This is a genomic window from Kluyvera georgiana ATCC 51603, assembly GCF_001654985.1.
In the GTDB taxonomy this organism is placed as follows: domain Bacteria; phylum Pseudomonadota; class Gammaproteobacteria; order Enterobacterales; family Enterobacteriaceae; genus Kluyvera; species Kluyvera georgiana.
This window is the reverse complement of the sequence record NZ_LXEU01000100.1, coordinates 39,344-53,949: the sequence shown is the minus strand read 5'-3', so window position 1 is coordinate 53,949 and position 14,606 is coordinate 39,344. Positions and strand designations below refer to the sequence as shown.

The following is a 14,606-nucleotide window of genomic DNA, read 5'->3' as shown; positions in this document are numbered from 1 at the left end:
CCATCTGTACTGGTAGAGGTCAATGGTTCTGCTGATACGCCTTTGGCAATCGAACTGGTTAATACGTCGGCTGATACTGACGTTAACGACTTGTCCGATACCCAGGAGCATGTAATTGTTAATGATGCTGTAATTCCTGCGTTTGATGCGGTTATGGTCGATGATGATTCATTTTTGGACGGTGATTCTGTTGCACCCCGTTCTCTGCCAGACCCTGCTCTTATTTCGGGTTTGGATTCTGAAAAAGTCATTGATGGAAAAGAGCCGGAAATTGAAACTTCGTCTTCACACGATGATGACGGAACAATAATGGTGTTTTAAAAATAAAAGGCCCACTCTGGGCCTTTTTTCTAATTAATCTATTTAAATTTATTGTGAGGTATATATGGGTATTTATAATTCCCTTCCTATTGTCGCACGTGCATTAAGCTCTCAGATTGGCCTTAATGTTTCTGTCGGCGGCAATGAAGCATATGCTACGGAGACTGGAGCTGGTTTTCTTATTAACATTCCATTCTTCAAAGACGCTGAAATGTTGGCAAATCCTTTGTTAGGGTATGCCGTACATGAAGCAGCACATATCCGTTTCACTGATTTTGGTGATCTCAAGATATTCATGCAAGAGCATATGAAGTCGGATAAATACAACGTTGAGGTACTTAAACATCTGGTCAACCTTTGCGAAGATTTGCGCATTGAACGTGCGATGAGTTGTCGCTATCCAGGTACATTAAAGTATCTCAATTCACTGAATCATTTTTTGTTCAGTGAGGAAGCGGAATCCTGTGATAAAGCTTCTTCGGTGTTTTTGGATACCCTGCTTACTTGTGGTTTGAACCGCTTCAACGGTTTAACTATTCCAACAAAGCAAGCGCGTGAGGACTTTGAACGTATCTTCGGGCTGGAGCTGTATGACAAAGCTATGATGGTTATGGCTGAAGCAGTACAAGCAACCTCGATTAAAAAGGTGTTTGAAGTTGCATGTCGGTTATATGACCTCGCAGTAGATGCATTTAACGAAACTAATGAGCAGGAAGAACCTCCGCAGGATGATAATCAGGGTGCTGATTCTGATGACAGCAAAGGTGATGACAGTTCGTCAGACCCGGCCCAGTCATCCGACAGTTCTGACAAAAATGGGGATGGCCAGAATGATAGTGCAGGCGGTAATGACGGTTCATCGTCATCGCCAGCCGGTCAGAATGAGCCTTCTTCAGAACCTGATGGTAATGCCGGTGGCGCACCAGATAAAGAACATGGGCAAAACGATACCGATGATGAAAACGAAAATTCTTCGTCAACATCAGCTAATCGTAATGCTCCTGCTTCCAACTCGAGTGACAGCAACGCCGCTGCTTCCCATCCGGGCGTAAATGCTCAGGGTGAATCTTCTGTCGGTAACCTGTCCCAGAACGGAAAAGACCCTTTCGAGGGAACCACATCGAATGATCTTGGCCGTACAGGACAGAACACTTCAGATAAGCTCAATCAGCTAATCAAAGACAAAGTACCCCCGCATCAACGTATCGTTTCACCTACTCCATATTCAGTAGCACCTGCGAAGCGGCACGATACCGGTAATGCATCCGTAAGTTTAGGGGTGCAGATGGCTACCGGGTTACGTCAATCACTTCATGGGTTGTTGCAGGGTGTAAGAGCGGTGAGAAGAACACATCGTGAAACTGGTCGTAAGCTTGATTCTCGACTGGTTACCAGTGCCATGCTGGGAAATACGCGTCTTTTTAAACATAAGTCCAAGGCAGTAGATGTCAGTTCTGCTTTTACTATCCTGCTGGACTCTAGCGGGTCAATGAGCCGGTCGGTTAAAGAGGCTGAAGCCGCTGTTGTATCAATGTTGTATGCGCTCGATGGTATTCAGGGGGTAACTACCTCGGCATATCATTTCCCACACGCCGCGCATAATAGCGTAGGTCTGTTAAAAGGACGGGAGCAAACTCTACGGACAGCTATTGGAACTCATCAGTTTGGAATTGGTACGCAAGGTTGTACTCCTCTTTGCGAATCGTTATGGCCTGCACTTGCAGACCTGACGTCAGCTAAAGCGGATCGCCATGTATTGGTTATTGCAACTGATGGCCAGCCTGATGATATGGCTTCTGCGCGAGCGATGATACAAAGCGCTAAAGATGATGACATCATCGTTATTGGTATCGGTTTCGGTGATGCCAATGACAGCATGATGAAAAGTCTTTTTGGTGATACCGGTATTTCTGTCGGTTCTGTTTCTGCCTTACGTAACAAACTCTTTGAAGTAACCCGTAAAGCTCTCCTGTCTTAATCTGTATTTTAATCTCTGTTTTAACTTTCTAAATTAATTTAATTTATTTTAAAGGTGATCATTATGTCTGCAACCGCAAAATTTAAAGTGGTTCACGAAAATCAACTCTCATTCATGAGTATTTTCGATGCCACTGAAAGTGAATATGATCTGATATCAGCCGATTCAGAACATAATTATGAACTTCGTTTTTCATCAAAGATGGCTTACGAGATAATTCGGGATAGCATATATATCATGACTGCATACCGTAGTACTGGCGAGCAGCGTGTGGATGAAATCCTCTGGATTTGTTCGGAAGAAAATCAGGAAGACCTTTGTTCATTTACGAGTTGCTGCAAAATAGCAGGTCTTGACCCATTCGAAACCCGAATGGAAATCCTGCACGAGTGGTCTGGTGAATTGGCTAAGCAAGCAAGTCTGATTGCGCGTCATCACTTTACTGCTCCCACTAATATGGAACATGTTGCATCCCAACGTATTGGATACGAAAAGTACAGAAAAGCGTTTTATCACACTTATCCTAAAGAGGCTGCAAAGCCGATTAGGGATAAGCCTCTGTAAAAATATAAACGCTGACTTCGGTCAGCGTTTTTTTCGTTCCGCGCTGGAGACTAACATGAATATTTTAAAGCATGATTTCGACAGTTCCTCTGAACAGCGACAAGCGGGTTTTTTGCTTAATCAGTTGGAGGATCTAATAGGGTTTATTGCCACGAATGAGTTCAGGGTTACTTCAATCAATCAGTTCATTGAGGTTGAGGCATCTGAGCTCATGGTTATTAGCCTGTGGCATCCAATGTGTCCCGATATCACTGAGGTTCATTTCTTACGTGATATGGATAAAAAGTGGTGGCCCTACAAGATATATGAACTCATGTCTGATATAACGACCCAAACTCAATTTATTCCTCTTGTAAATCAATAAAGGTGACATCGTGATTCATTATTGGGTTAAAGCAATACCCGGTGAGACTAGCATCCTCGATCCTCTTCGTCATAGCGTCCTTGCCATAAAATATTTGGATGGAGCACCATTGCTTTTTCAATGGCCTCCTGAAGAAGGATGGACGTTCGAGATTCTGGATAAAATACAGCCACGCGGGGTTGAGTTTGGGGCCAATGCATATATTAATGATGTATGGATTGGCACTACAGAATGGTAATATTTTAAAGACTGAATGTCTGGAGTCTCATTTCATGGATATCCCATGCATTTTGTTTACATCAAATAGTCGGCATTATGTAATCACTGAAGACTCAGTTATCGCTGCCTGGCCATCACGTTCTGATAAAGAAAGTGAGACCCTTCAGCTTAATGACGGTCGGATTATTACGGCGAAAAATGTTCGGCGATTTAATTTCATCGATATTCCAAAAATTGAAAGCCTGACGGCGATTGATGATGGAATTGTCTTTTAACTATATTAATTAATAACTGGAGTCTGTATGAGTGGCTGCGCGTTGATAGAGTATAACAACCGCACCGCCAGAATACGCGGTGAGGTTGCACCAGGCGATAAGCATTATGTTCAGTATGCTCTCGCTCACTGGGCTGTCATTGCAATCAGGATTCGCAATACAGACCATCAATTTACCCGAATACCGGTTGATGAGTGGATTGAAGGGATTGCAAAACAAGTAAATCCTTCTGAGGCTCGCGAGCAGATTTTTAATGCTCTATTACGGTGTAAGCCGGGTATCTTCTAATTAATTTAATTTATCGAGGTATATATGTTTTATTCTGAAACCGGGGATGTCTATGGTTTTGTCTCAGGCGGTATGTCATTGCAAACTCATTCGATTGAAAGAGATTTGCAGGACTTAAGATTACTACTCGCCGATATGGAAACCATTAATATTCTGAACGAACGAGGGATAGGAACTCACAAAACCATCTTTCATGTAACACAAAATGAGTCGAAGGCATCAATGCTGGTTACTCGTTTAACTTACTGCCAAGGTGGTGGACGATTTACTCACCCTGAATGTGCTCTTCTTGTTGAACAGATAACTGATCTCGGACGCAAGTTGGGTAATAAACATTTCGATACGGCGATGAATGAAGCAAAACGCTTTATAGCGAATGAGGCTGACTTCATGAAAGAACAAACTGTCTGGTAGAAAATTTCTAAGGAGTCACTCATGTATACTTCAACTACTGCTAAATCAGATCATATTGATAGCTTTAATAACGCACAAAACCGTATGTTGATGAATTACGAACGTGATGAGTTTGAACAAGCTCCCGCTGCCGTACTTTATGATGCTGTCGGTGCTGTCGTAAACGATGAATCTGATATTGATATAATTCTACGCCTTATGGATATGGAAGGAGAAATGTTGTTTCTCCGCGCAATGAAAAACCTCGGCTGCCAAGAGAATGTTTTTTATTTCGCATCTGAATCTGGTGCGGTGCTGACTGCTAACGATGCAACGTTGCTTGAATTTGCTTATAACTTGGGCAAACATATCAGCAATGAGTTCTTTACTCGTTTCTTGCGTAATTCTCAGCTAGCCCGTGAACTTATCGGTAACATCATTCGTATAGGCAACGATGCCCTTAAATTTCCAGATGACGACCTGAATACAGTATTTGAATGCTGTGTGATTGAAAATTCATCCTGGAAAAACCAACGTCATTTCAAAGATAACTTTGGTCTTTAAAGCATCTAATTCTTTTAATTAGCTAACACTGAAAAACCCAGTCTTCGGACTGGGTTTTTTTGTATTTGCTGATTTCAAACATGTAAACAAAACGGATGCACACGAAAATTACTTTTGATTTTTACAGTCAAAACGCTGCCATTTTTGAACTTCTTATTTTTACCCATATGGCAAACTAATCGTAATGCCGTCCGTATTTATGATAAGGGAGTTTTATGAAGACACTTAAATGTTCTCATAACAGGGCAATGCTTATGCCAGCACACAAAATCCCTGCGGTATTAGTTAACGACGACCCTAAGAACATAGTTACTGATGAGCTGTTGCGTAAATATGGAACACGCATGACTCTCGATGAGGCTTGCTCCGAAATTGGCGTTAAGTCGGATAGTGTAGCCAAACGTATAGGGCAGGTCAGATATCGGCATTATGCATTAACTCGCCAGCTTGAAAGTGCAAGGGTCTTTAGTGGAAAAAATACCTTTTTCTGGACGGAGTCCATCGCAAGAATAATTTCCGAGGGTAATTCCGATGAAATATCAATTTTTAACTAAGAGCATTATTCCCCTGCTAGTGGGTTTTGCTTTTACTACCTCTGTTCTTGCGGATGAGGGTAATACCATAACGCCTCAATCCCCTCAGACCACCAGTGACGACCTCGCTGGTGGTCAGGCATTTCTGAATGGTAAAGAGGAAGGTTGGTTCTGGCGTAAATCGCCACCTGAGCCAGTGAAGAAAAAACCAGTGAAGCTACCTCCTCCGCCGACTTTACCGCCACAAGATACACCCAAACAGGTTGCTCAAACACCTGTGGAATCGACTCCAGAACCTGTCGCAACGGAAAAGCCCGGCCCCGCTCCGTTCACCGTCGCTTGGTTCAATGAAAACATTCAGAAACTGCGCAACCAGGCCATTGACAATCCTACTCAAGAAAACGTTAGAGCGTATTTTCTGGCCCAACGCATTATGCTGGATAAAGCCAGCCGCTTTACTGATATGGCTAGGTTGGTTACTTCTACCGACCCGCTTATAGATGAAAGCAGCCGGAGATCTACGTCTACATTCGGTGCTATGGATCAATCTAATGCTGCCGCAGATAAGTCTTCATTAGTGGTAAAAGATATAGCCACAAAGGCTGGGATCTTCTTCTTTTTCCGAGGTGAAGATTGTTCTAGTTGCTCAAAACAAGCATCTGTAATGACCGCTTTTAATTACATGACAGGTATTAAAATTATCCCTATCTCTATTGATGGGAAACCATTACCTGGGAACATGATGCCTGACTGGAAACGTGATACCGGGCAAGCAGCTAAACTCCAGATTTCTAATGTTCCTGCTCTTGCTTTGGCTATTCCTCCGTCAACAACTAAAATTGTCTCCTTCGGCCCTATTGCAGCTGACCAGCTTGTTTCAAGAACCATTTTAATCGCTCATGATTCTGGACTTATTACAGACCAGCAGTATAAAAGTACCTTGCCATACAATGATACGGGTTATATCGATTCCAATATTCTGAAGGAAATGCCTAAAGAATTTACCGAAAACCCTGATGAGTTCATCAAGTACATTCAAGCAAAAGCCGGATATTCAACCGCTGACGCTCAGAACGGTACGTCCCAGGAGGAAAAATGATTATTTCACCTCGTACACCAAAATGTGGTTTTCGTAAATCATTAATGGCCTTATCTATCGGGTTTTCTATTTTATTTTCAGCAAACAGTTTCGCCACCAGCATTAACTCTCAGCTAGATAATATGTTTGGTTCAATGTCCAATGTCACTGCGCCAGGGGATTATCAAAGTGTCACACGGGATGGTTATACAGGCGGTGGATTCGTTTTAAGAAACAAACTTCGCACATTAACACCTGTTACGATTAGCCTACCAACAGCAGCCGGAGGTTGTGGCGGTATTGATTTATTCGGCGGTTCATTCTCATTCATCAATGCCGAACAATTTGTTCAGATGCTACGAAATATTGCATCCAATGCAGCCGGTCTCGCTTTCCAGTTGGCACTAAATGCAATGGATGCCGTACTCGATAATGCTATATCGAAAATGCAGGCGATCATACAACAAATGAATGACTTAACGGCGAACTCTTGCCAGCTTGCCAAAGGACTTCTGGTCGATACCGCTGCTGCATTCGGTGATGGCGCAAAAGCTGCTGTTTCATCCCAGCTGTCAACTACAGGTCTATCTGATCAATTTGGGGCGATGTGGGGAAACTTTGCTGGTGGCAAAGCTCCTGAAATTCAGAAGCAGCAGGCTGGCAAACGTAAACCATGCAATGATTACGGTAATATCATGTGGTGTTTGCTTCAGAATGGTGATTTTAATGATCAGTTCACCGGTTCTGAAGATGAACAAAAAGAACTTATTATGAGCATGACAGGCACTATTATTGTGGGAAGCGAGGTTGGTACTGCTGAGGATGGTTCCGCGAAACAAAGCGTTGTTAATCTGGCTCCATTGGCTACAGGCAACGTTCTGGACTCTTTCATTAATGGTGACGATAGTTTTGACTTTTGGTCTTGCTCAGGACAAACAGCCACTTGTGAGAATCCAAAAAAACAGACAAAAGCCCTTAAAGGTATTGCAGCCAATATAACCTTATTCTTCATTGATAATGGATATTTAAGCGCCGCGAAAGATGGTATTAATCCTGGTGATGCCAGATTGCGCCAGGCAAACTATTACAACGTTACAGGAGCGTCAAGCAAAGCAACGCAAATAGCCAGGCATGATTTAAGCGCATCGTATTCGTATGTCCGTGAGCTATCACCAATAATTGCTTATTCAGCGGCTTACAACTATTTAAGCGACATGCTTACAGCAGCTGCCACTGGTGCTAGATTTATGCAGCAGAATGATAAATCCGCATCCATTTATTATAAAGATGCTGCTGAATTAATTGAGAAGGCACGGCAAAACCTTTACGTTTCGTATAGTGCGATGATCGCCCGATACGGTGGGGAAGCCCGTATACCCGAGTCATTCAATAGTTATATGAAAACCCTTCCCCAGACTCATTATGAGTCTGAAGCCTCTTTTAACGGCTCGCTCTAAGAGGGCATTTAAACATGAGTGAATGGAACGTATATACCGTAGGTAACATTGAATTTATCTACAATATTTTTAATGCGGTTGCTATGTTGTTTAATGACGGTACTTACGCCTCATTATTCAAAATAGCTGCGTTAATTGGCGTCATCGGAGTGGTTATCGCAGCCGCAATCACGGCAGGTAAAACATTATCACTTGGGCAAATGGGTATCGCTATAGTGATGTATTTTATCTTTTTCAGTGTCTCAATGCGCGTCAATATCGAGGACGTAACTACTGGCCGTTTCAAAGCCGTAGACAACGTACCTGCTGGCCTTGCAGCTGCGGCTTCCCTTATTTCGACAGTTGGATATGCCACTACTGAAAAAATGGAACAAGCCTTCTCTGTTCCTTCAATGACGGAATACGGGTCACTTGATCCCCTTTTCACTCTCGCCACACTGTACGACACCATGAAATCGCCCATGCGCTGGACTGGTGAAACAGAAGGTTATGGTGATCTGGATGGTAGCATTTCTAACTATGTTAAGAATTGTGTAGGTAACGACATAATTCGTGGTTCAAAAACGTTTGCTTCAATGTACCGCTCCAATCAAGGGGTATCCGGGCTAGCTTCAAATGACTCATTTCAACGCGTAGTTATCTATGACAACGTCCGTAGTGGTTGGTCGACAGCAACTGATGAATCTGCAAAAGGTGGTTCCTTATACACATGTGCTGATGCTTATACGAAGCTCAAAGGCCTGGCTACTCTGAACTCAGCGGCTCTCGATGCATCTTTTGCCCGTTCCTATGCCGCAGCTGGGCGCACGTGTGGTGGCGCTACATGCTCAGGGTCTGGAAAAACTCAAGAGGTTTTAAATTTCTTCAATATCATGGGAACGGATATACGTGACTTCCAACTCATGATGGTCATGTATCCGTCATTCAGAGAAATGCCGATGTATGGCCTTGAAAGTTCCTTTCGTGGTACTGCTGCGGTCACACGTGCGCAGACAATGACCCAGCAAGCATTCCAGTGGTCATCTTCCGGCTCATCCTTTTTAAGCTGGATGGGGTCATTCATGCCCATTTTTCAGGGGATTATTTACGCCCTTGCCCCTTTCATGGCCTTCCTTTTCGGCCTGGGTATTATGGGGATCAGGTTGGTGATGAAGTATTTTCTCGTCATCTTCTGGACGTGGACATGGTTACCATTGGCAGCTGTAGTAAACATGTATGTGTTGAATAGCATCCGTGATGCATCAAGCCAAATACTTGTCAGTTCGGGTTCCGGTGGTCTTAGTTTTGCCCAGCTATACCAGCTGTTATTCGAGACTCAAAAAAGCATCGGCCTGGCTGGTAATTTATATGGAATGATACCGGCATTAGGTGGGTTCATTGTATGGGGCAGTTCCGTAGCGTTTAACTCGCTGGCCAATTCTGCTGCCGCTCCTTCAGCAGCTGATACCAAAACCCTATCGCCGGATGTTACAAACGCTCCACCAATCAATACCCGTGGCTCTGAAGCCGAATTTAACCCAACGCAAGGGACGATCATGGGTGGGTCTTCTGGCACTCTCCCAAACATTGATATGAAACAGGTCGCTACTCACAACCTGTCCAGTGCTAAGCAGGAACTTGATGCAGCCTCTAGCTCGTTGACTGCTCAATCCGGCGCAATGATTAGCCAGGTGGCCAGCAACATGAACTCTGGGGGGCATTCGCAGGTTTACAGTGATGCTTCAAACGCAGCATTTGCAAGCTTGAGCAGCTCTGACCGCGCCTATGTTAGTTCTGTAGCTAAAGAACAAGGAATTTCTGATATGCAGGCGCTTGTATCAATAGCCAAAAGCGATGCGAGCGTCGGTGGGGGATTTGGAAGCCCAAGCGGTGGTGTAGGCGTTAAGGGTGGTATGTCTCGTTCAGAGGCAGAAAGCAGTGGGCTGAGTAATGACAACAGCGCTAAGTACGGTTCTACGGACAGTGCCACATCGCATAAAGTCGACAGCGCTACCCAGTCACGCATCGTCAACACGGCAGCAAGTGCGATGTACCAGTCCTTATCGCAAGAAGGAGAAAGTTCTCAGTCGACTCGTTCTTTTGCTGAGGCAAATCAAAGAATGCAGTCCGCACAAAAGAATTTCCAGGAAGCAAACTTGTTTGCTTCAAGTACCTCAATGGGCCAGACAATGAACGCAGCGCAACTTGCTACGGCTATTGGTCGTAACCATGATGCACAAGCAACATTGACTCAAACCCTCGCGGCGCACCCTGAACTATCCAGCAAAATCGCCGGTGATGCAGCGAGCCTGACCTCTTTAGGTATGACTCACGAAGATGCACATACCTTTGCGCAATTCAAAGCAGCCAGTGAACTTGGTTTAGCAGGTGCAGTAGCAGCCAAAGCCGGGTTCATTAACGCTGACTCCAGCCCAGCGTTGACCACAACCGCATCTGAGCAATACCGTGGAGTGAGTGGCGGAGCTGAAAGTGCAGGTGGCCGGGCAGTTGCTGGTGCAGCGGACGTTAGTAACTCGGTAAATGCTGTAACTGGCCGTTCTTACGGTGCGTTGGGTGATGCACATGCTTCATCGTCAGATGGTTATGGGCAAGGCCAGGTTAATACTGTCGGTGGACAGAATAGCGGTGCAGTTGATCAAATTCATAAAGGAAATCAAGGTGAAGTCATGACTAAAGCGGGTAACACCGCCGCGAATGACTTCGAAAACAACCACTATAATCTCGGCGGTATCACTGGAGACTTTAACAAGCTCGTTTCTCATGTCAGCAATGCGTTCAAGGAAAGCCCGGTTTATGAGCAGGTGCATAACCAGGCCAAATCAATCGCCGGAGAAATTCCGTTGGGTGGTGATGCAAACCGCGAAGCAGCGCGAGATTCCATTGTGAATTACTACGCGATGACCAAAGCTGGAGCGTCTGAGCAACAACTTTCCCAGGCCCGCAGTGACATGATGGCACGTATTCAACTCGCGACAGGTGGGGAAAATAACAATGGAACCGTTTCTGGCGGGAATACATCCCTTGCCCGTGGTATTGCTGCCCGTATTGATAATGCCGGTTTAGACCGTTCAGCAAATGATGGATCCATTATTCAGCAGGCTACAACTGCTTTGAATACAGATCGTCAGACGCATGAATATAACACCGGAGGTATGGCCAATAACCTTGGAGGAATGCATCAGGCATCTAATGGAGGTTCTTCTGTAGGCGATGGTGTTCCCTATGCGATGGGAACCCACAACCAGGGATATGGCGAAGCTGAAACTATGACCGTTAATGCCCACGGTGCTGGTGGCCATAGCGATTCAAATAACGGAGGTACAATGTTCAGTGATCCGCCACCTGCACGAACTACTCAATCGCATCAGGAGTATGTCCCGGTTCATCCGCGACATAAGGAAGGTAAAGGTGGCCATAGCGGCGGAAACGATGACATGATTATTTCATCGAAAAAGTGATTCGTAATAAAGCCCTGCCAGCCTGGCGGGGCTTTTACGTAGTGGCAAACATATAAACAACAGGAAGGCTCAATAAAGAATAGAACAGAATATAAAACTCCCACATTCGCTCACATTTACTTTTGGCCGTCCGCCCTTTTCTTCCACGGCCTCTTCGACCATTTCCACCGCCATAATCTGAATCGCTTGGCCCCGATAATGGGATAAGGCCCGTTATACCAAACATGTCCATAAGCACCTCCAGTCGGTAATAATCAGAACGCAGAAAACACCCTCGTTTTGCCGTCCTTCTTTATTGTCTGAAACCAGTCTGTTTAATACGCTGCCTGCTTAATCCTTCATTTTAGTAGCTTCGCATAGAAATGCTGGCTGACGAAATTTAGTTATCGAGATCTTTGACTTCATAATCAGTAACCACGACAAAGGTGATCATAGAATGAAAAACCTTTTCCGAAAAAAATGGTTTTACAGACCACTCTGCACAATTACGATGTTATGTCACCTTGGTGTTGTATCCTACGTGCCGTATGCCTTTTCCGCTACGACCCAGGAAAACGTCACATCAGCTACCAATTTCTACAAAACACTTCCGCAGGTATCAGCTACGTCAAATGGTACGGTTCAGTATGGAAAAGGCCAGGCCGTTGACCTGAACTCGGCTTACCCAAATCAGGGTTCATCAACTTCACTGGATAGCCTGACAGGTACATTCGGGGATGACAGCAACACGTTAAAACTTGGCAACACGACCAACGCCAATCTGAAAACAGAAGATTCTCTTCGCGGTGAAGCTTATCGAACGCTGGTGGGCTCGACGAAAACTACGGCAAACCTTAAGCCCGACGATTCCATCTTTGATGGCCACAAAGACTTCCTGGAAAATCAGGATAAATACATGCAGGATCTTGGTGACTGCTCAATGACGCGCACCATGACCAACAAAGATACCGTTAATCACATTCCTGACTACCGGGAATGTACCCGTACCACGAGTGTTAGCGGCACATTTACTCTCTACCATCCTTACGTAGCCGGTATGCTTTCGCATTATAGCGGGGCTGCAAACATCGGTTCCTGCGGGACTAACTGTATCGAGCTCTGGCTCGGCACTGTTGGGGATAACTACTGGGACGGCAATTGTAAGATTTTCGAACAGGCAATGGCTGTCACCGTTTACAATCCGCAGGCAGTCACCAGCGCCAGGATAGTCAGGGCAAAATGGGATGACTATATGCAAATTTACGTCGGCGGAACAGACCGAGCTAGCCTTGTATGGGGTGGGCCATACGGTACTGGTACGTTCCCCCCCGAAACAGCTGGAAAGTGTGAACTTAGCACCAGTTGGGATCAGTCAATTAATGTAGATGTCACTGCGCAAATTCGAAACACTCCCATGAATGGAGTTCTTAATTTCAAAAACCGAGTGTCGGTAACCGGCAGTGGCGAAGGTTATGCTCTTATCTATATTAACTTCGACCCGAGCAAGATCATTTCGGATAACGAATGGACTGTCGATAAACCGGAACAATTCGATACGTTGCTGAAAGCCATAAACGCCGGTTATTGCCAGAACTATACGGTCACCTGCCGCGAAACTGTCACGCCTGATGCTAATGGATGCGCAACAATTAATGGTGCTCGTATATGCGAAAGTCAGCTTGCTAAGCCACCTATCAGTGGCCTATCCCCGTTCTGCAAATCGGCTACCGTGGTTTCTAACTGTGGGACTGACGCTGGTGTTAACAACACCTGTAAGCAGTATGATGCTGATACCGCATGTAAGTTCATCAAATCCACCTGCATTACTGGTGCTGAGGGGGACAAAAACGGATGCTGGCAGGCTACAGAAGTTTGGGATTGCGGAACAGATGTCGTCGTACCCAATACCTCTGCCACTGATACTTATGTGTGCCCTGGTGCAGTTCAGTGCCTGAATGGTTCTTGCCTTCAGCCATCAACAGAACCCAGCGGTGATTTCAATAAAGCAGTTGCAACCCTTCAGGCCGCAACTTACGCATTGAATGAAATGAAGTGCGGCGATGATACTGATGAAACGAACCGCTCATGTACTCTTTTCAAGGGTGAGTCAGCTCAATGTAAATCGGCTATGGGCGGTTGGGTGGATTGTTGCGATCAACCTGTAGATGTCAACTGGATTCAGTATTTGCAGTTATCTTATTACACCCTGAAAATTGCAGATGCTGTCGCGGTTAAAGCCGGTATGTTCGAACAAGGGAAAGGCATTTTTGATATGGGTTCCGAGCTCATGACTAATGCCATCGATACAATTACCCGTCCTGCAATTTCGGCATTCAACAGTCTGGTAGGTACGGCAGGCACTGAAGCCGCTCAGCAAGCTACAGAAGCTGGGTTGTCTGGATTAATGAATCAGGCTATCGGAGCGCTGACTAAACAGGTTGCTCAGTGGACGCTTGACACCTTCGGCCCTGCGGCAACAAATATGCTTTTTGAAAGTGCGGCTTTTGAAGGAGGGGCCGCTGTAACGTCATCAGGCTTGGCAACATCTGTGCAATTGTCGTCCACAATAGTCTCCGCTATATCCGTTGTTGGGTACGCTTATATGGCCTATCAGATTGCCAACATTCTGGTTAACATCATCTGGGCTTGTACTTCTGATGAATTTAAGCTGGCCGTCAAGAAAGAAACTAAACTAGCCGTGCATATATCCAGTTGGTGTGAAACAAAGTTCCTGGGTGTCTGTATCGAGAAACGATCAAGTTATTGCACATTTGATTCGCAGATCGGTCGCATTATTCAGGAGCAAGGAAGACCAATGCTAGGTATCGGCTGGGGTGATAAAAAGAACCCAGATTGTAGAGCTCTGACATTAGAAGAATTTGGTCGGATCGATTTTAATAAAATCGACTTATCAGAATGGATTGGCTCACTTTACGAGGCAAAACTTCTCCCAAAAGCTTCCGAGATAAATCTGGATAAGATAACCGGTAAAGGAAGCGTGTTGAATATCGATGGCTCACGCCAGAACACTCTGGAGCGTTTCCAGAGCGGTGTTAACAGCATTGATGTAGACGCTGCAAAATCAAGTACAGAGGCCGTACTGAAGACTCAATAGCCTTGGCAAATAAAAAGCCC

General features: G+C 45.0%; 13 protein-coding genes and 1 pseudogene. All 14 read left to right on the top strand.

Annotated elements, in window-relative coordinates; translation table 11 throughout:
• Nucleotides 1-321, top strand: a pseudogene (locus M989_RS25965) (DUF3150 domain-containing protein); the annotation flags it as partial.
• 64 nt (nucleotides 322-385) lie between these two features.
• A complete protein-coding gene (locus M989_RS23320; protein ID WP_008786629.1) occupies nucleotides 386-2,299 on the top strand; it encodes a VWA domain-containing protein in 1,914 nt (637 codons plus the stop codon).
• 63 nt (nucleotides 2,300-2,362) lie between these two features.
• Complete coding sequence (locus M989_RS23315; RefSeq protein WP_008786628.1) at nucleotides 2,363-2,863, top strand: hypothetical protein; 501 nt, start codon at nucleotides 2,363-2,365, stop codon at nucleotides 2,861-2,863.
• Between the two features lie 55 nt (nucleotides 2,864-2,918).
• Complete coding sequence (locus M989_RS23310; protein ID WP_020996202.1) at nucleotides 2,919-3,227, top strand: hypothetical protein; 309 nt, start codon at nucleotides 2,919-2,921, stop codon at nucleotides 3,225-3,227.
• A gap of 10 nt (nucleotides 3,228-3,237) precedes the next feature.
• Nucleotides 3,238-3,465 (top strand): hypothetical protein, encoded by a 228-nt coding sequence (locus M989_RS25050; RefSeq protein ID WP_064766556.1) that lies wholly within the window; start codon nucleotides 3,238-3,240, stop codon nucleotides 3,463-3,465.
• A 34-nt stretch (nucleotides 3,466-3,499) separates the two neighbouring features.
• Entirely contained in the window at nucleotides 3,500-3,721 is a 222-nt protein-coding gene (locus M989_RS23305) for a hypothetical protein (RefSeq protein WP_020996203.1), read from the top strand.
• Nucleotides 3,722-3,748: 27 nt separating this feature from the next.
• On the top strand, nucleotides 3,749-4,009 hold the full coding sequence (locus M989_RS23300) for a hypothetical protein (RefSeq protein WP_020996204.1): 261 nt from the start codon (nucleotides 3,749-3,751) through the stop codon (nucleotides 4,007-4,009).
• A gap of 24 nt (nucleotides 4,010-4,033) precedes the next feature.
• Nucleotides 4,034-4,423 carry a hypothetical protein gene (locus M989_RS23295; RefSeq protein WP_008786627.1) on the top strand — a complete coding sequence of 130 codons (390 nt, stop codon included), beginning with the start codon at nucleotides 4,034-4,036 and terminating at the stop codon, nucleotides 4,421-4,423.
• 21 nt (nucleotides 4,424-4,444) lie between these two features.
• Complete coding sequence (locus tag M989_RS23290) at nucleotides 4,445-4,966, top strand: hypothetical protein (RefSeq protein WP_008786626.1); 522 nt, start codon at nucleotides 4,445-4,447, stop codon at nucleotides 4,964-4,966.
• Nucleotides 4,967-5,181: 215 nt separating this feature from the next.
• Nucleotides 5,182-5,520, top strand: coding sequence for a hypothetical protein (locus tag M989_RS23285; protein ID WP_008786625.1), 339 nt, complete (start codon nucleotides 5,182-5,184; stop codon nucleotides 5,518-5,520).
• Nucleotides 5,498-6,598, top strand: a complete 1,101-nt coding sequence (gene traF, locus M989_RS23280) for a conjugal transfer protein TraF (protein WP_008786624.1) — start codon at nucleotides 5,498-5,500, stop codon at nucleotides 6,596-6,598. Before M989_RS23285 ends, traF begins: the two co-directional genes overlap by 23 nt.
• Nucleotides 6,595-8,034: a conjugal transfer protein TraH gene (locus tag M989_RS23275; RefSeq protein ID WP_008786623.1), complete on the top strand. Its 1,440-nt coding sequence runs from the start codon at nucleotides 6,595-6,597 to the stop codon at nucleotides 8,032-8,034. Before traF ends, M989_RS23275 begins: the two co-directional genes overlap by 4 nt.
• A 14-nt stretch (nucleotides 8,035-8,048) precedes the next feature.
• Complete coding sequence (locus tag M989_RS23270) at nucleotides 8,049-11,492, top strand: conjugal transfer protein TraG N-terminal domain-containing protein (protein WP_064549208.1); 3,444 nt, start codon at nucleotides 8,049-8,051, stop codon at nucleotides 11,490-11,492.
• 436 nt (nucleotides 11,493-11,928) lie between these two features.
• Nucleotides 11,929-14,586 carry a conjugal transfer mating pair stabilization protein TraN gene (gene traN / locus M989_RS23265; protein WP_008786621.1) on the top strand — a complete coding sequence of 886 codons (2,658 nt, stop codon included), beginning with the start codon at nucleotides 11,929-11,931 and terminating at the stop codon, nucleotides 14,584-14,586.
• Nucleotides 14,587-14,606 lie beyond the last annotated feature (20 nt).